The sequence below is a fragment of the Amycolatopsis sp. NPDC031561 genome, from assembly GCF_055580625.1.
Window position 1 is genome coordinate 26,373 of sequence record NZ_JBVILA010000014.1, and the last position, 19,816, is coordinate 46,188.

2 protein-coding genes are annotated in these 19,816 nt (G+C 72.9%); both read left to right on the forward strand.

The features are described 5' to 3' along the window. Positions 1-20 precede the first annotated feature (20 nt). Complete coding sequence (locus tag ACZ5IK_RS25395; protein ID WP_465489945.1) at positions 21-11,030, forward strand: SDR family NAD(P)-dependent oxidoreductase; 11,010 nt, start codon at positions 21-23, stop codon at positions 11,028-11,030. 30 nt (positions 11,031-11,060) lie between these two features. After that, entirely contained in the window at positions 11,061-19,811 is an 8,751-nt protein-coding gene (locus ACZ5IK_RS25400; protein ID WP_465489946.1) for a type I polyketide synthase, read from the forward strand. Positions 19,812-19,816: the final 5 nt, after the last annotated feature.

Sequence of the window (19,816 nt, forward strand, 5' to 3'; positions counted from 1 at the left end):
CCGCGAGGAGGACCACCGTCATGACCACCGACGAGCGGACGCTCGACTACCTCAAGCGACTGACCGCCGAACTGCGTGAGACGCGGCGCCGTCTGCGAGAAGCCGAGGAGAGCGGCTCCGAGCCGCTGGCCGTGATCGGCATGGCCTGCCGGTTCCCGGGCGGGGTCACCTCGCCGGAAGGACTGTGGGACCTCGTCGACGGCGGCGGGGACGGGATGACGGGATTCCCGGTGAACCGGGGCTGGGACACCGACGGGCTGTACCACCCGGACCCGGAACACCGGGGCACCAGCTACAGCGATCAGGGCGGATTCCTCCACGACGCCGGGGAGTTCGACGCGGGCTTCTTCGGCATCTCGCCGCGGGAAGCCCTGGCGATGGACCCCCAACAGCGGCTGCTGCTGGAGGTCACCTGGGAGACGTTCGAACGGGCGGGGCTGGACACGGCCGCGTTGAAGGGCAGTGCCACCGGGGTGTTCGCCGGTGCGATGCGCAGCGAGTACGTCTCCGGGTTCGACGGCGGATCCGAAGAGGTCGAAGGGTTTCTCGGCACCGGCTCGTCCAACAGCGTGCTGTCGGGCAGGCTCGCCTACACCCTCGGGTTGGAGGGGCCGGCGATCACGATCGACACGGCGTGCTCGTCTTCGCTGGTCGCGGTCCACCTCGCGGCGCACGCGCTGCGGTCGGGGGAGTGCTCGCTCGCGCTGGCGGGCGGGGTCACGGTGATGGCCACGCCGGAGACGTTCGTCGAGTTCTCGCGGCAGCGCGGGATGGCGCCGGACGGGCGCTGCAAGGCGTTCGCCGCCGGAGCCGACGGCACCGGCTGGTCCGAGGGCGCGGGCATGCTCCTGCTGGAGCGACTGTCCGACGCCCGCCGCAACGGGCACCGGATCCTCGCCGTCCTCAAGGGATCCGCGGTCAACCAGGACGGCGCGTCCAACGGCCTGACCGCGCCCAACGGCCCGGCCCAGCAGCGCGTCATCCGCGCCGCGCTGAAGAACGCGAAGCTGACCGCCGCCGACGTCGACGCCGTCGAGGCGCACGGCACCGGCACCACCCTCGGCGACCCGATCGAGGCACAGGCGCTTTTGGCGACCTACGGCCGCGAACGGGAAAACCCGCTGTGGCTCGGGTCGATCAAGTCGAACATCGGGCACACCCAGGCCGCCGCGGGCGCCGCCGGGATCATCAAGATGGTCGAGGCCATGCGCCGCGGTGTCCTGCCGCGCACCCTGCACGTGGACGAGCCTTCCCCGCACGTCGACTGGACGGCGGGCGCCGTCGAACTGCTCACCGAACCGAAGCCGTGGGACACCGGCGACCGGCCCCGCCGGGCCGGGGTGTCGTCCTTCGGCATGAGCGGCACCAACGCGCACGTCATCCTGGAGCAGGCCCCCGAAAGCGAGGACACCGAGCCGGAGCGGATCCCGCCCGCCGTCCAGACCTGGCCGCTGTCGGCCCGCGGACCCGCCGCGCTCAAGGCCGCCGCGGCCGACCTCCTGTCCACTGTGTCCAATTCGGACCACGTCGACCCGCTCGACCTCGGCTGGTCACTGGCCACCACCCGGACCGCGCTGGAGTCGCGTGCCGCGATCGTCGGCAGTACCCCCGAAGACCTCAAAGCGGGACTGACCGCCCTCGCCGCGGGCGAACCCGCCCCCGGCGTCGTCACCGGCGAACCGCTGCTCGGGCGCACCGCGTTCCTGTTCTCCGGGATGGGCGCGCAGCGCTGCGGCATGGGCCGCGAGCTGTACGACACCTTCCCCGCCTATCGCGCGGCCTTCGACGAGGCGTGCGCCGCCCTCGACACGCACCTCGACCGCCCGCTGGCCGAGGTCGTCTTCGGCGACGACCAGAAGCTGCTCGACCGGATGACCTACGCGCAGCCCGCGATGTTCGCCCTGCAGGTCGCGCTCTTCCGGCTGCTGGAGTCGTGGGGCGCCCGGCCGGACTACGTCGTCGGCCACTCCGCGGGTGAACTTGCCGCGGCCCACGTCGCCGGGGTCTGGGACCTCGCCGGTGCCGCGCGGATGATCACCGCGCGCGGCCGCCTGATGGAGGCCCAGCCGCCGGGCGGCGCGATGATCGGCATCCAGGCCACCGAAGAGGAGGTCTCGGCCGAACTGACCGACGGCCTCGCCATCGGCGCGCTCAACGCGCCCGACTCGGTCGTCGTCTCCGGCGAGGAGGCCGCCGCCGAGGCACTGGCCGCGAAGTTCGCCGAACGCGGCCGGAAGATCAAGCGGCTCAACATTTCCCACGCGTCGCATTCCGCGCGGATGGACGGCATGCTCGCCGAATTCGGCGCGATCGCCGAAGAAATCCCGCACGGGACACCGTCGATCCCGGTGGTGTCCAACGTGACCGGCCGTCTCGCCGGACCCGATGAGGTCACCGTGCCCGGCTACTGGCCGCGGCACGTCCGGCAGCCCGTCCGGTTCGCCGACGGGATCGGTTTCCTGCGCGGTGAAGGCGTTTCCCGCTTCGTCGAGATCGGCCCGGATTCGGTGCTGGCGGGGATGGTCGCGCGGACACTGCCGCCCGAAGGCATCCTCACCGTCCCGGTGCTGCGCAAGGACCGCCCCGAGGCACGGACGGCGATGACCGCGCTCGCCGAGCTGCACGTCCGCGGCGCCCGCGTCGACTGGACCACGTTCCACGACGGCACCGGCGCCCGCACGATCGATCTGCCCACCTACCCGTTCCAGCGCGAGAACTACTGGCTGCGCGGCGGACTCGGCGCGGGCGACCCCGGCGGGCTCGGCCTCGCCGACGCCGCCCACCCGCTGCTGGGCGCGTCCGTCCCGCTCGCCGACGGTGCCGGGATCGTCCTCACCGGCCGGATCTCGCCGTCCACCCACCCCTGGCTTTCCGACCACGCGGTCGCGGGCACCGTCCTCGTCCCCGGCACCGCACTGGTCGAACTGGCGCTGCGGGCCGGTGACGAGGCCGGCTGCGCGCACCTGGAAGAACTCACCCTGCGCGAGCCGATGGTCCTGGCGGGCCCGCTCGACGTCCAGGTCGTCCTGGCGGCACCGGACGAGAGCGCCCGCCGCGCCGTCGCCGTCTACTCCCGCGCCGGTGAAGGCGCCTGGACGCTGCACGGCTCGGGAACGCTTGCCCCGCAGGCTCCCGCCGCGGGCTTCGACCTCGCCGAATGGCCGCCGCGCGACGCTGTGGCGATCGACGTCACCGAGGTCTACCCGGTGTTCGCCGCCGCGGGTCTCGAGTACGGCCCGGTTTTCCGGGGACTCAAGGCGGCTTGGCGCCTCGGCGAGGAGATCTTCGCCGAGACCGCGCTGCCGGAAGACACCGCGAAGGCCGACATCGAGCGATTCGGCCTGCACCCCGCCCTGCTGGACGCCGGTCTGCACGCGATCGGCCTGCTGGCCGACGAACCAGGCGGCGCGAAGCTGCCGTTCCTCTGGCAGGACGTCACCCTGCACGCCACCGGCGCGTCCGCGCTGCGGCTGAAGCTCACGCCTGCCGCGTCCGGCGCCGTGACCCTGCTCGCCGCCGACGGGACCGGTGCTCCTGTCGTCACCATCGGTTCCCTGACCCTGCATGAACTAGCCCCGGTCACCTCGGCGACCCCTGGTCTCGACTCGCTGTTCCGCCTCGACTGGACCCCGATCCCCACCCCGGCCGATCCGGCACCGGCCGAATGGGCCTACCACGGGCGGATCGGCGGCGGCGCCGTGCCGCCGGTGGTCGTGCTCCCGGTCTTCACCGACCCGGCGGGCGCCCGGATCGCCACCCGCGAGGTCCTCGCCGTTCTGCAGCAGTTCTCCACCGAAGACCGGTTCGCCGACGCGAAACTCGTCATCGTCACCTGCGCGGCGATCGGACCGGGCAAGGTCGACCCGGCCGCCGCCGCGGTCTGGGGACTCGGCCGCTCCGCGCAAAGCGAACTCCCGGGCCGTGTCGTCCTCGTCGACACCGAGACCGGCGACCTCTCCGACACCGAACTCGCCGCCGCGCTGGCGACCGGAGAACCCCAGCTCACCCTGCGCGACAGCGCTTTCGCCGTACTGCGCCTCGGCCCCGTCCCGGGAACCGACGAACTGAGCCCGCCCGCCGAACCCGCGTGGCGCCTCGGCATGGCCACGCGCGGCACCCTGGAAGAACTGCGCCTGGAGCCCTGCCCACAAGCCCTGGAACCGTTGGCGCCCGGGCACATCCGGGTCGCCGTCGCCGCCGCGGGACTCAACTTCCGCGACGCGCTCAACGTCCTCGGCATGTTCGAAGGCGAACCCGGCCCGCTCGGCAACGAGATCGCCGGTGTGGTGCTGGAAACCGGGTCCGACGTTGAAGGCACAGGCGATCTCAAACCCGGCGACCGCGTGATGGGTGTCGCGATCGGCGGCATCGGCTCCATCACCACCGCGCAGCGGTCGATGTGCGCGCGGATCCCCGACGGCTGGACGGACGAAGAAGCCGCGTCCGTGCCGCTGGTGTTCCTCACCGCGTACTTCGGGCTCAAGGAACTCACCGGCCTGAAGGCGGGGGAGTCCGTGCTCGTCCACGCCGGTGCCGGTGGCGTCGGCATGGCCGCGATCCAGATCGCGCGGCATCTCGGCGCCGAGGTCTACAGCACCGCCAGCCCCGCCAAGCAGCACGTGCTGCGCGAGGCCGGGCTCGACGACGCCCACATCGCCAACTCCCGCACCCTCGACTTCGAACAGCACTTCCTCGCCACCAGCGAAGGACGCGGGGTGGACGTCGTCCTCGACGCGCTCACCGGCGACTTCGTGGACGCCTCCCTGCGGCTGCTGCCGCGCGGCGGCCGGTTCCTGGAGATGGGCAAGGCGGGGCTGCGCGATCCCGAAGAGGTCGCCGCCCGGCACCCCGGTGTCGAGTACCGGCCCTACGACCTGATCGAAGCGGGCCCCGAGCAGTTCTCCCGCATGTGGGCCGAAGTGCTGCAACTGTTCGCCGACGGGGTCCTGAAGCCGTTGCCGCGCCGCGTCTGGGACGTCCGCCGGGCACCGGAGGCGTTCCGGTTGCTGAGCCAGGCCAAGCACATCGGCAAGGTCGTGCTCACCATTCCGCGCGGCCCGGAGCCCGAGGGCACGGTCCTGATCACCGGCGGTACCGGTGGTCTCGGCGCGATGCTCGCCAAGCACCTCATCACGGAGTACGGCGTCCGGCATCTGCTGCTGACCAGCCGCCGGGGCCCGGACGCACCCGGCGCGACCGAACTTTCCCGCGAGTTGAAGGCTTTGGGCGCGACCGTCACCATCGCCGCCTGCGACAGCGCGGACCGCGACGCCGTCGCCGCGCTGCTGGCCTCGATCCCCGAAGAGCACCCGCTTACCGGCGTCGTCCACGCGGCCGGTGTCCTCGACGACGCCCCGATCGACGCGCTCAACCCCGAACGTCTCGACCGTGTCCTGGCTCCCAAGGCGGACGCGGCCTGGCACCTGCACGAGCTGACCGCAGGGCTCCCGCTGCGCTGGTTCGTCCAGTTCTCCTCGGCGGCCGGTGTGCTCGGCAACCCGGGCCAGGGAAACTACGCCGCCGCCAACGCCTTCCTCGACGGCCTCGCCACTCGCCGTCGCGCCGAAGGTCTCGCGGCGCAGTCGGTCGCCTGGGGCCTCTGGTCCGGCGGCATGAAGGGCGAACTCGGCGACGCGGGCGAAGAACGCATGCGCCGCAGCGGTTTCCCGCCGATCGACCCCGAAGAGGGCCTGGCGATGTTCGACCGCGCGGTCGGCCTCGACCACGCCGTCCTGCTGGGCCTCAAGTTCGACCGCGCGACCGTGCGCGGCAGCGACGCCCCGATCTCGCCGCTGATCCGCGCGCTCGTCGGCGGCTTCGGCCGTGCCAAGGCCAAGACGGCCAGTGCCGAACAAGCGGGCGAACTGCGGCGCAAACTCGCCGGGCTGCCCGCGCCGGACCGGGACGAGCTGCTGCTGGACCTGGTGCGCCGCGAGGTCGCGCTGGTGCTCGGCCACACCGACGCGGCCGGGATCGCCGCGACCCGCGCGTTCAACGAAATCGGCTTCGACTCGCTCACCGCGGTCGAACTGCGCAACCGTCTCGGCGCCGCGACCGGTCTCCGGTTGCCCGCCACGCTCGTCTTCGACCACCCGACACCGGACGCGCTGAAGGTCTTCCTGCGCGGCGAGCTCGTCGGGGACGAAACGCCGGCCCCGGTCGTGGTACCCCCCGCCACGGCCGGGGCCGGTATCCACGACGACCCGGTCGTCATCGTCGGCATGGGCTGCCGGTACCCCGGCGAGGTCACTTCGCCCGCCGAGCTCTGGCAGCTGGTCGCCGAAGGTCGCGACGGCGTCGGAGACTTCCCGGCCGACCGCGACTGGCCCCTGGACTCGTTGTTCCACCCGGACCCCGACCACCGCGGCACCACCTACGCCTCCGAAGGCGCTTTCCTGTACAACGCGGGAGATTTCGACGCCGAGTTCTTCGGGATCTCGCCGCGTGAGGCGCTGGCGATCGACCCGCAGCAACGCCAGGTCCTCGAGACCGCGTGGGAGGCGCTGGAGCGCGCGGGTATCGAGCCCGGTTCCCTGCGCGGCACCAGCACCGGCGTGTTCGCCGGTGCGCTGTCCAACGACTACATCTCGCGGCTGAGCGCGATTCCCGAGCAGGTCGAAGGTTTCCTCGGCACCGCGTCCTTCAGCAGTGTCGTCTCCGGCCGGGTCGCCTACGCACTGGGACTGGAAGGCCCGGCCGTTTCCGTCGACACCGCCTGCTCTTCGTCCCTGGTGGCCGTGCACCTGGCCGCGCAGTCGCTGCGGTCGGGGGAGTGCTCGCTGGCACTGGCGGGCGGTGTCAACGTGATGGCCTCGCCCGACATGTTCGTCGAGTTCTCCCGCCAGCGCGGATTGGCACCGGACGGGCGCTGCAAGCCGTTCGCCGGGGCCGCCGACGGCACGAACTGGGCCGAAGGCGTCGGAATCCTGGTGCTGGAACGCCTTTCCGACGCGCGCCGCAACGGCCACCGGGTCCTCGCGGTGGTCAAGGGCTCGGCGGTCAACCAGGACGGCGCGTCCAACGGCCTCACCGCGCCCAACGGTCCCTCGCAGCAGCGGGTGATCCGCTCGGCGCTGGCGAACGCGGGCGTCGAAGCGTCCACTGTGGACGTCGTCGAGGCACACGGTACCGGCACGCCGCTGGGCGACCCGATCGAGGCGCAAGCACTGCTGGCGACCTACGGCCGTGACCGCGAGCGGCCCCTGCTGCTCGGTTCGGTGAAGTCGAACATCGGCCACACCCAGGCCGCCGCCGGGGTCGCCGGGATCATCAAGATGGTCGAGGCGATGAACCACGGTGTCGTCCCGGCGAGCCTGCACGTGGACGAGCCGACCCCGCACGTCGACTGGACCACCGGCGACATCTCCCTGCTCACCGCGCAGACGCCGTGGCCGGAGACCGGACAGCCGCGCCGCGCCGGGGTGTCTTCGTTCGGTATCAGCGGCACGAACGCCCACATCGTCCTCGAACAGGCTCCGGCCGAAGCCGAGCCCGAGCCTTCGGGATCGCTGCCTGTCCTGCCCTTGGTGCTCTCCGGGCGTACGCCGGATGCCCTGGCCGCTCAGGCTTCTCGTCTGTCTACTGTGGATGTTTCGGTCGACGCCGGTTTCTCGCTGGCGACCACCCGGACCCACCACGGGTACCGCGCGGTCGTCGTCGGCGAACCCGGCGCCGGACTGCGGGCACTGGCCTCCGGCGGATCGGCGGGAGGCGTCGTCACCGGCGAACCCGCGACCGGCAGGCTCGCGTTCCTGTTCACCGGACAGGGTTCGCAGCGCGCCGGAATGGGTCGCGGCCTGTACGAAGCCTTCCCCGCCTTCGCGAAGGCTTACGACGAGATCGCCGCGCTTCTCCCGATCGATGGCGATCTCAGCCGGACCGGGACCGCCCAGCCCGCCATCTTCGCCCTGGAAGTCGCGCTCTATCGGCTCTTCGAATCGTGGGGCGTGCGTCCTGCCTACCTCGCCGGGCACTCGATCGGCGAGATCGCTGCCGCGTACGTCGCGGGCGTTTTCTCCCTGGAGGACGCGGCGAAACTGATCGAAGCCCGCGGCAGGCTCATGGAGGCACTGCCCGAAGGCGGCGCGATGATCGCCGTGCAGGCGACCGAGGACGAGGCCACCGAGTTCGACGGGGTCGCCGTCGCCGCGGTCAACGGGCCCGACGCCATCGTGCTCTCGGGCGCGGAGGAACCGGTGCTGGCCGCCGCGTCGGCGCTGGAAGCCCGTGGCCGCAAGGTGAAGCGCCTCGACGTCTCCCACGCGTTCCACTCGCCGCTGATGGACCCCATGCTCGAAGACTTCGCCGAAGTGGCGCGGAGCCTGACCTACGCCGAGCCGAAGATCCCGGTCGTCTCGGCCGTCACCGGCGCCGTCGCCACCGAGCTGACCGATCCCGCGTACTGGGTGCGGCACGTGCGGGAACCGGTCCGGTTCGCCGACGCACTCGGCTTCCTGGCGGGCGAAGGCGCGACGACCTTCCTCGAGATCGGCCCGGCGGCGGTGCTTTCGGCACTGGCGGCGGGTTCCGGTGAAGCGATCCCCGCCCTGCGCGACGATCGGGACGAGCCCACCACGGTGGTGACCGCACTGGCCCGGCTGCACGTCCGCGGGATCGGCGTCGACTGGCCCGCGTTCTTCGCCCCCGCGAAACCACGCGTGATCGACCTGCCGACCTACGCCTTCCAGCACGAGCGGTACTGGCTGCGCGAACCGGCCGTGGCGCGGGTCGCCGGCGGCCTGCGCCATCCGGTCCTGGCCTCCGCGGTCACCTCGGCGGGCGATGGTTCGGTCCTGTGCACCGGAGTCCTGCCGTCCGACCCCTCGGACACGCTGCTTGTCGAACTCGCGATCCGCGCCGGTGACGAGGCCGGCACGGGCACCCTCGCGGAGTTCGCCGTCGAGGCGCCGCTGACCGGGGACCGCGAGGTCCAGGCCGCCGTCGGTCCCGACGACGGCGGCCGCCGCCCGGTCTCGATCCACACCCGCGCCGGGAAGGACTGGCAGCGGCACGGCACCGGATTCCTGGTGACCACACCGGTTCCGGCGCCGTCGGCCCCGGAAGGCACCCTGACCGAACTGACCGTGCCGGACGACACCGCGCAGCTGTACGGCCTGCACCCGGACTTGCTCGACCCGGTCCTGGCCGAGCACGGCTGGCCGGTCGCCTGGCGGAACGTGACCCTGCACGCCACCGGCGCCACCACCGTCCGGGCGAGCCTGAGCCCGGCGGGGGAGCTGGCGGTCTTCGACCTCGCCGGTGCCCCGGTGCTGTCCGCCGAGGTGACCTTCGGGGAACGCCCGGCGGCCGTGACGGCGCCGAGCGAGTCGCTGCACCGGATCGTCTGGACACCGGTCCCGGCGGGCGACGGCGGTGCGGACCTGCCCGACGCCGTCGTGCTGGAACTCGCCGAGCCCGACGGCGATGTCGCCGACGCGGCCCGGGCGGCGACCGCGACCGTGCTCGCCGCGCTCCAGGACCCGAAGTACACGGACACCCGCTTGGTCGTCCTGACCGCCGGAGCGGTCGCACTGTCCGAAGAGGACGGTGCCGATCCCGCGGCCGCCGCGGTCTGGGGCCTGGTGCGTGCCGCGCAGTCGGAGAACCCCGGCCGGTTCGTCCTCGTCGACGGCGACGGCGACACGACGATTCTCGGCAAGGCGCTGGCCACCGGCGAGGACCAACTGCTGCTGCGCGACGGCAAGCTGTACGCGCCAAGGCTCGCGCAGGTGCGTGACTCCGCCGCCGAAGCACCTGAGCTGGCAGGCGGAACGATGCTCGTCACCGGCGGCACCGGTGGGCTCGGTGCCCACCTCGCGCGGCATCTGGTGAAGACGCACGGGGTCCGCGAACTGGTTCTCACCAGCCGACGCGGCCCGGACGCCCCGGGTGCGGCGGAGCTGACCGCCGAACTGACCGAGCTCGGCGCCCACGTCCGGGTCGAGGCCTGCGACGTCGCCGACCGCGCCGCCGTCGAAACCCTGCTGGCCGGAATCCCCGGACTGACCGGGATCGTGCACGCGGCGGGTGTTCTCGACGACGGCCTCGTCGACACGCTCACCCCGGAGCGGCTCGCGACCGTGTTCGGTCCCAAGGCCGCCGCGGCCTGGCATCTGCACGAACTGACGAAGGGCCGCGAACTCGCGGTGTTCGTCCTGTTCTCCTCCGCCGCCGGTGTGCTCGGCAACGCCGGGCAGGGCAACTACGCCGCCGCCAACGCGTTCCTCGACGGTCTCGCCGTGCACCGCCGGGCTCTCGGCCTGCCCGCCCGCTCGCTGGCCTGGGGCCGCTGGGCCGACGGCATGGGCGGCGCGCTCGGCGAGCAAGCCGGACAACGGCTGAGCCGCAACGGTTTCCCCGCGCTGAGCACCGAAGAAGGCTTGGCACTGTTCGACGCGGCGCTGGCCACGGACCTGGCGGCGTCGGTCCCGGTGAAGCTCGATCGAGCCGGGCTCGCCGCGGCCGGACAGCTCCCGCCGGTGCTGCGCGATCTGGTTCCCGCCGTGCGGCGCCGGGCCGCGGCGGCCGATGCGGGCGAGTTGCGGCTCAAACTCGCCGGGCTGGCCGAAGCGGAGCAGGAACGCGCGTTGCTCGACCTGGTGCGCGGGCAGGCCGCGGCCGTGCTCGGGCACGCCGGGGCGGCCGCGATCGCCCCCGGGCGCGGCTTCCTCGACCTCGGTTTCGACTCGCTCACCGCGGTCGAGTTCCGGACCGCGCTGGCCGCGGCGACCGGGCTCACCCTGCCCACGACGGTCGTCTTCGACTACCCGGCGCCGGACGCGCTGGCCAAGTACCTCCAGACCGAACTCGCCCCCGAGACCAGCGCCGGTGCCGCGGTGACCGAACAGATCACCCGGCTCGAAGCCCTGCTCGACGGCGCCGACCCCGGCGACGCGGAGATCGACGGACGGCTGAAGCGGCTGGTGTCGGCCTGGGCGGCGAAGAAGCCCGCGCACGCCACCGCCGACCTCGAAGCCGCTTCCCCGGACGACCTCCTCGCGCTGATCGACAACGAGTTCGGCCCGCGCTGACCCGCGACAGACCCTCAGGAGCCGTGACCCATGCCTTCGGAAGAGCAGTACGTCGACTACCTCAAGCGGATGGCGGCCGACCTGCGTGAGAGCCGCCGCGAGCTGGCGGACGCGCGGGAGAAGGAAACCGAGCCCATCGCGATCGTCGCGATGAGCTGCCGGTTCCCCGGCGGTGTCCGCACCCCGGAACAGCTGTGGGACCTGGTCGATTCGGGCGCCGACGCGATCTCGCCGTTCCCCGTCGACCGCGGCTGGGACACCGACGCGATCCACGACCTCGACGCGTCCGTCCCAGGCACCAGTTACGTCCGTGAAGGCGGCTTCCTGCACGACGCCGCCGAGTTCGACAACGAACTGTTCGGCATCTCGCCGCGGGAGGCCGAGGCGACCGATCCGCAGCAGCGGCTTCTGCTCGAGACCGCGTGGGAAGCCGTCGAGCGGGCCGGGATCGACCCGCTCTCGCTCAAAGGCAGCGCCACCGGTGTGTTCGCCGGGGTCGGGTTCACCGACTACGCCTCGCGGCTGACCGCCCTGCCCGAGGAACACGAAGGCTACTTGGGCATCGGCACCTCCGGCAGTGTGGTGTCCGGCCGGGTTTCCTACGCGCTCGGCCTCGAAGGACCGTCGGTGTCGATCGACACGGCGTGTTCATCTTCGCTGGTCGCGGTCCACCTCGCGGCCCGCGCTCTGCGGTCGGGAGAGTGCACGCTCGCCCTGGCCGGCGGTGTCACGGTGATGGCGACGCCGGGCGCGTTCGTCGAGTTCTCGCGGCAGCGGGGGCTCGCGCCGGACGGCCGCTGCAAGCCCTTCGCGGCGGCCGCCGACGGCACGAACTGGGCCGAGGGTGCCGGGATGCTGGTGCTGGAACGCCTTTCCGACGCCCACCGCAACGGCCATCCGGTCCTCGCGCTCGTTCGCGGCAGCGCGGTCAACTCCGACGGCGCCTCCAGCGGCCTGACCGCCCCGAACGGCCCCTCGCAGCAGCGCGTGATCCGCGCGGCGCTGGCGAACGCCGGGATCGACGCGTCCACTGTGGACGTCGTCGAGGCGCACGGCACCGGTACCGCGCTGGGCGACCCGATCGAGGCGCAGGCCTTGCTGGCCACCTACGGCCGCGACCGGGAAACCCCGCTGTGGCTCGGTTCCGTGAAGTCGAACATCGGCCACACCCAGGCCGCCGCCGGGCTCGCCGGGATCGTCAAGCTGGTCGAGGCGATGCGTCACGGCACGTTGCCCGCGACCCTGCACGTCGACGCGCCGTCCCCGCACGTCGACTGGTCGGCCGGTTCCGTGGAACTGCTCGACAAGGCTCGCCCGTGGACCGCCACGGACCGGCCGCGCCGCGCGGGGGTGTCCTCGTTCGGGATCAGCGGCACCAACGCGCACGTCGTCCTGGAACAGCCGTCGGACGAACCCGCCGCGGACCGCGAAATCGTCGCTCCGCCGGTGGTTCCCTACGTCCTGTCCGGCGCTTCTCCCGCCGCCGTCCGCGCACAGGCCGCCGCGCTGTTGTCCACTGTGGACGAGTCCGGTGCCGAGCCCGTCGATGTGGCCTTGTCGCTGGCCATCACCCGGGCCGGGATGGAACACCGCGCCGTCGTCACCGGCGCCGACCGTACCGAACTGGCCGCCGGTCTCCGCGCCCTCGCGGGCGGCGAAGCGGGCACGGTCACCGGCAGCGACACCGCCGGACGGCTGGCCGTGCTGTTCACCGGCCAGGGATCGCAGCGGCTCGGCATGGGCCGCCGTCTCCACGAGTGCTTCCCGGTGTTCGCCGACGCCTTCGACGAGGTCTGCGCGCGGCTGCCCGGCGTCCGGGACGTCGTGTTCGGCACCGACGCCGCGCGCCTCGACCGCACCGAATTCGCCCAGCCCGCCCTGTTCGCCTTCGAGGTCGCGCTCTTCCGGCTCGTGGCGTCCTGGGGGGTCACCCCGGACTTCCTCGCCGGGCACTCGGTCGGCGAGCTCGCGGCCGCGCATGTCGCCGGGGTGCTTTCCCTGGAGGACACGGCGAAGCTGGTTCTGGCCCGCGGCAGGCTGATGCAGGCGTTGCCCGAGGGCGGCGCGATGATCGCGCTCGAGGCGACCGAGGACGAGGTGCGTCCGTACCTGTCCGAGGACGTCGCGCTCGCGGCGGTCAACGGACCCCGCGCTGTCGTCCTTTCCGGCGCCGAGGCGGCGGCGACCGCTGTCGCCGAACGCTTCCCGGGCCGCCGCACCACCCGGCTCTCGGTGTCCCACGCCTTCCACTCGGCGCTGATGGAGCCGATGCTGGCCGAGTTCGCCGCGGTCGCGCGCACCCTGACCTACCGCGAGCCGACGATCCCGGTCGTCTCGACGCTGACCGGGGAAACCGCGGGCAGGCTCACCGATCCGGAGTACTGGGCCGAGCACGTCCGCGGCACCGTCCGGTTCGCCGAGGCGGTGGAAACCCTGCACGGCCAAGGTGTCACGACGTTCCTCGAACTCGGCCCGGACGCAGGCCTGACCCCGATGGGCCGCTCGGTCCGCCCGGACGGCGCTGTCTTCGCCGCCACCCAGCGCAAGGACCGCGACCAAGCGGCCACGCTCGTCACCGCGCTCGGGCTCGCGCACGCCAACGGTGCCCGGGTCGACTGGGCCGCCTACCTGGGTGGCAGCGGCGCCCGCACGGTCACGTTGCCGACCTATCCGTTCCAGCGCAAGCGCTTCTGGCTGGAGGATCCGGGTGCGGGCGCGCCTGCCGCGGCCGAGGACGGCCGGTTCTGGTCGGTCGTCGAGGGAGGCGATGTCGGCGAGTTCGCCGCCGAGCTGAAGCTGTCCGACGTCGAAGCCCCGCTCGGCACGGTCCTGCCCGCCCTGTCGCGCTACCGCCGTGCCCGGTCGCTGGCGGCCGAAGCGGCTTCGCTGGCCTATCACGTTCGGTGGCAGCCCTTCACTCCCGCGACGACCACGGCCACCGGCCGCTGGCTGCTCGTCACTTCGGCAAAAGAGCACCCGTGGATCGAGACCGCGGCCGAGGTCTTGGCGGGAGCCGAGGTGCGGCGGCTCGTCGTCGAGCGGCCCGGTCGCGTGGAACTGCCCGCCGAGTCTTTCGACGGCATCCTGTCCTTGCTGGCCTTGGACGAAACCGAGAGCGACGGACTGTCCTTCGGCGCCGAGGCCACCATGACGCTGGTGCGGGAACTGGCCGCGCGTGATCCTCAAGGTCCACTGTGGACACTGACCCGCGGCGCGGTCTCGACCGGTGCCCACGACGCGCCGGACGCGCCCGCGCAGTCCCAGCTGTGGGGCTTCGGCCGCGCGGCCGCGCTGGAGAACCCCCAAGCGTGGGGCGGGCTCGTCGACGTCCCGGCCGAGCCGGGGGAGCGGGTGGTCGCCCTGCTGCGCGGCGTCCTCACCGGCCCGCGCGGCGAAGACCAGGTCGCCGTCCGCGCGACCGGCGCTTTCGGCAGGCGGCTCGCGCACGCCGAACCCGCCGAGCCCAAGCGGTCCTGGAAGCCGCGCGGCACCGTACTCGTCACCGGTGGCACCGGCGGCCTGGGCGGGATCGTCGCCCGGTGGCTGGTCGAACACGGCGCCGAACACGTCGTCCTGGTGTCACGCCAGGGAGAAGACGCTCCCGGCGCCGCCGAACTGGCCGGTGACCTGGGAACCCGCGTCACCATCGCGGCCTGCGACGTCGCGGACAGGGACGCGCTGGCCGCTGTCGTCCAGCCGGTCCGCGGCGACCTCCGCGCCGTGTTCCACCTCGCCGGGGTGCTCGAACTCGGCCTCATCGAGACGATGGACCGCGAGCGCTACGCCGACGTCCTGCGCCCCAAGGTGGCCGGGACGCGCAACCTCGAAGAACTCACCGAAGGACTCGACCTCGACGCCTTCGTGCTGTTCTCGTCGATCGCCGCTTCCATCGGCAACGCGGTCCAGAGTGCTTACGGCGCCGCGAACGCGCACCTCGAAGCGGTCGCGCAGCGGCGCCGGGCGCACGGCCTGCCCGCGACGTCGATCGCGTGGGGCCGCTGGGGCCGGGTCGGCATGGGGGTCGGCGCGGACCTCGACGAAATGCTCAGCGGACTCGGCGTTCCGGCCATGGCACCCGAAACCGGGCTCGTCGCGCTCGGCCAGGCGCTCGACCGCGACGAGACCGCGCTGACCGTCGCCGAACTGACCTGGGAGAAGTTCGCGCCGCCGTTCGCCGCGCTGCGGCCCAGCCCGCTGCTGGCCGACCTGCCCGAGGTCGCCGCCATCGCCGCCGCCGAAGCCGCACAGACCGCCGAGGGTGCGGAAGCCGCCGACGCGTGGCGCACCCGGCTCGCCGGACTGCCCGAGGCCGAACGCGAACGCGTCGTCACCGAACTGGTCCTGACCCACACCGCCGCCGTCCTCGGGCACACCGACGGTGTCCCGGCCGGGCAGCAGTTCACCAAACTGGGCATCGATTCGCTCACCGCCATCGAACTGCGCGGCCGGATCAACACCGAGACCGGGCTGGCGCTGCCGCCGACGATGGTGTTCGACCACGCGACCCCGGCCGCGCTCGCCGCGCATCTGCTGGCCGCGCTCACCCCGGTCGCGCCGGAGACCCGGACCAGCGTCACCGGCCCGGCCGCGGCGGGCCAGGACGTCGCCGTCGTCGGCCTGTCCTGCCGGTTCGCCGGTGGCAGCGACACCCCGGAGAAGTTCTGGGAGAACCTGGTCCAGGGCAAGGATCTCGTGCGCGAGGTGCCGCCGGACCGCTGGACCGCCGCCGACTACTACGATCCCGACCGCACCGCGCCGGGCAAGGCGTACACGCAGCAGGGCGCGTTCGTCGACGACATCGCCGGCTGGGACGCCGCGTTCTTCGGCCTGTCACCGCAGGAAGCGCGGCGGCTCGACCCGACGTTCCGGCTGCTCATGGAGCTGGTGTGGGAGGGCATCGAGGACGCCGGGCTCACCGCGGACGAACTGCGCGGCAGCCGCACCGGCGTGTTCGCGGGCCTGATCGACACCATGCAGTACAGCATGCGGCAGCTCGAAGCCGACGGCATGGACGCGGCCGACGACCCCTACTTCGGGCTCGGCAGCTCGCTTTCCGCCGCCGCCGGGCGCATCGCGCATCTGCTCGACCTGCGCGGACCGTGCCTGACCGTCGACACCGCCTGCTCGTCGGCGCTGAGCGCGGCGCACCTGGCCGTGCAGAGCCTCCGCCGGGGCGAGTGCGACATCGCGATCGTGGGCGCGGCCTCGGCGATGATCAACCCGGACGTCTTCATCCAGTCCTGCAAGATGAGCATGCTCGCGGTCGACGGCCGCACCAAGACCTTCGACGAGAGCGCCGACGGCTACGTCATCGGCGAGGGCGGCGGCGTCGTCGTGCTCCGCCGGGCGGGCGAGGTTGGCCCGGGCAGGCGGACCCGGGCGGTCATCCGCGGCACCGCGACCAACCAGGACGGCCGCAGCAACGGCCTCACCGCACCGAACCGCGCGGCGCAGAACGCGGTCATCCGCGCTGCGCTGGCCGACGCCGGGGTCGCTCCCGACGAGATCGGTTACGTCGAGGCGCACGGCTCCGGCACCCAGCTCGGTGACGCGATCGAGTTCACCGCGCTCGGCGAGATCTTCGGCGAACGCAACGCCCCCGAGCCGCTCTACGTCGGCGCGGTCAAGACGAACGTCGGGCACACGCTGGCCGCGGCGGGCATGGCCGGGCTGATCAAGACGGTGCTGTCACTGGAAAACGGGACCCTGCCGGGCAACCTGCACATGAGCACGCCGAACTCGGTGGTCACCGTGGACGGCACGGTGCGCCCGGTCCCCGAAGCGCGGCCGTTCCCGGCCAACGCGGACGGGATCCTGCGCGCGGGCGTCAGCTCGTTCGGCTGGTCCGGCTCGAACGTCCACTTCGTCCTCGACCGGGCCGCGCCCGCCCCGGCCGCCACCCCGGGCGGGGAATGGCAGCTGCTCACGCTGTCCGGGCAGAGTGAAGCCGGGCTGCGCGCCAACGCGGAAGCCCTCGCCGCCCACTTGACCGAAGACGTCGAACTCGCCGACGTCGCCTTCACCACCCAGGCCGGACGCAGCGCTCTTCCGCTCCGCAAGGCGGTGCTGGTCCGCGACTCCGCCGACGCTGTCACGGCGCTGAACTCGGTCACCGGCGGCACGGCCGTCACCGACAAGCGGCGCTTCGGTCTCCTGCTGCCCGGCACCCGCCGAGCCTGGCAGGGCACCACCGACGAGCTCTACCGCACCGAACTCGCCTTCCGCGCCGCGATCGACGACTGTGCGGCCCTGCTGGACGGCCGCGTGGATCTGCTCGGCGCGCTTTACGGCACCGCCGAGGCCGACGAACGGGCCGTGGTCTTCGCCGTCGAGTACGCCCTCACCCGGCTGCTGACCGCGTGGGGCCTCGAACCGGCGGTGCTGCTCGGCCGCGGGACCGGCGAGTGCGTCGCCGCCGTCGCGGGTGGGCTGTTCGGGCTCGCCGAGGGCCTCGAACTCGCGCTCGGCGGGTCGGTTCCGAAGGTGGGAACGCCGACGGTACCGGTGATCTCGCCCCGCACCGGCGCGGTGCTCACCGCCGCCGAGGCCGCGGATCCGGCGCACTGGCGGATCGCGGACGACCGCTTCGAAGACGGTCTGCTGGCGCTGGCCAAGTACGCCGGTGTCCTGGTCGAAGCCGGGCTCGGGGACGACGTCGCCGAGGCGGCCGGCCGCTACCTGCCGCAGACTCCGGTGGTCTCGCTGCTGCCGGAGCCGGTGGCCGGGGCCGGACGGCGTGCCTGGCTGACCGCGCTCGGCGCGCTCTGGGAGCACGGCGTCCAGATCGGCTGGGCGGAGGGCGCGGGGCCGGACCGCCGGTTCGTTTCCCTGCCCGGGTACCGCTTCCAGCGGACCCGCTACTGGCCGGAGGTCGCGTCGAGGGGCAACGGCTGGTCGCTGACGCAGATGTCGGCCGGTGAGCCCGCGGCCGAGACCCCGGTCCGTTCGGGCCTCGCCGCGCACACGCCGACCTGGCACCGGGACACCACCCGCCGGGTGCCCGCGACCCCGGGCGACCTGGTTCTGTTCGCCGAACCGGGCGCGTTCGCCGACGGCTTCGCGGTCGCCGCGGAAGCCGCCGGGCACCGCGTCACGGTCGCGTCCGATGTGGACCGCCAAGCGCTCGCCGGTGACGGACCGCTGCGGATCGTGCACGCCCTCGGCCTCACCGCGAGCGGCCTCGAATCCGGCTTCTACAGCCTCCTGGAACTCGGCAAGGCCATCGGCGCCGAATGCGCCGGGCGCCGCGTCGACCTGCTCGCCTTGGGACACAATGGCTTCGACGTCGTCGGCGGGGACGCCACCGACGCCTTCGCCCCGACCATCGCCGCGACGGCCGACGCCATCGCCGCCGAGTACCCGTCGGTCCACGCGCAGTACGCGGACTTCGACCGCACCGGGGACAAGGTCGTCCAGGCCACCCACGAGCTCGACCTGCTCACGGCGTCCACAGTGGACACGGTCGACGGGGTCGCGGTCGCCGCCTGGCGCGGCGGACGGCGCTGGCTGCGCGGCTTCGACGTCGTCGAGCTGCCGGAGACCGACGACGCACTGGCCTGGAAGCCCGGCGGAACCTACCTGATCACCGGCGGACTCGGTGTCCTCGGCCTGGCCCTGGCCAAGCGCTTGGCGCCGCTGGGCGTGAACCTCGCGCTGGCAGGCCGCTCCGAACTGCCGCCGGAGGAGACCTGGGACGACTGGATCTCCGACCACGGTGTCGACGACCGTACGAGCGAAGTACTGCTGGCTGTGCGTGACCTGCGTGCCCTCGGTGCCGACGTCCTGACCCTGCGGGCCGACGTCAGCGCCCCCGGCGAGGCCGCCGCGCTGCTGGCCGAGGTCCGCGGCTACTTCGGGTACCTCGACGGCGTCGTGCACGCCGCCGGGATCGCCGGTGGCGGCCTGCTGCAGAACAAGACCCGTGAGCAGGCGGCCGCGGTGCTGGCGCCGAAGATCGACGGCACCCTCGCCCTGACCGACGCGCTGCGCGTCGAACCGGTCGATCTGCTGGTCCTGTACTCCTCGACGGTGACGCTCACCGTGGGCGTCGGCGAGATCGACTACTCCGCGGCCAACGCCTTCCTCGACGGTGTCGCCTCCGCCGCCGCGGGCGGACGAGGCCCGGCCAAACAGGTCGTGTCGGTCGCGTGGGGTCCCTGGCAGCTGGACGCCTGGACGTCGTCCGGGCTATCCGGCTCCACCGAAGCGCAGGAAGGGTCGCGCAAGTTCCGCGAGGAGTTCGGCATCGGTGCCGAAGAAGGTACCGAGCTGCTCTCGCGGATCGTCGCCTCCGGCGAGCCGCTGGTGACCGTGCTGCCGCTCCCGCTGACCGACGTGCTGGCCGCGCTGGCCCGGATGGGCTCGGTCGACGCGCTGGTCGGCGCCGACGCCGCGATCCCCACCGGGGAGCGGTACCCGCGGCCCGAACTGCGCACCGCGTACGTCGCCCCGCGCACTCCGGCGGAGGAACGCGTCGCCGCCGCCTGGTGCGACTGCCTCGGCCTGGAAGAGGTCGGCGTGCACGACCCGTTCTTCGACCTCGGCGGCACTTCGCTGATCGGCCTGGTGCTGATCGGCCGCGTCGCCAAGGAATTCGGTGTCGAACTGGCCCCGGCGAGCCTGTTCGAGAAACCGACCATCGCCGAATTCGTCACGCTCCTCGGCGAACCCGGCGCACCGCAGGTGACGGCCGAGCCCGCCGAAGACGTCTCCGCCCGCGGCGAACGCCGCCGCGCCCGCACCGCGAAGCTCCGCAAGCGCCCGAGCCGGACCGGAAGGTGAACCAC

What these genes read in the sequence shown, in the direction of transcription:
- ACZ5IK_RS25395 (WP_465489945.1), top strand. Translation starts at nt 21, where the DNA reads ATGACCACCGACGAGCGGACGCTCGACTACCTCAAGCGACTGACCGCC.
- ACZ5IK_RS25400 (WP_465489946.1), top strand. Translation starts at nt 11,061, where the DNA reads ATGCCTTCGGAAGAGCAGTACGTCGACTACCTCAAGCGGATGGCGGCC.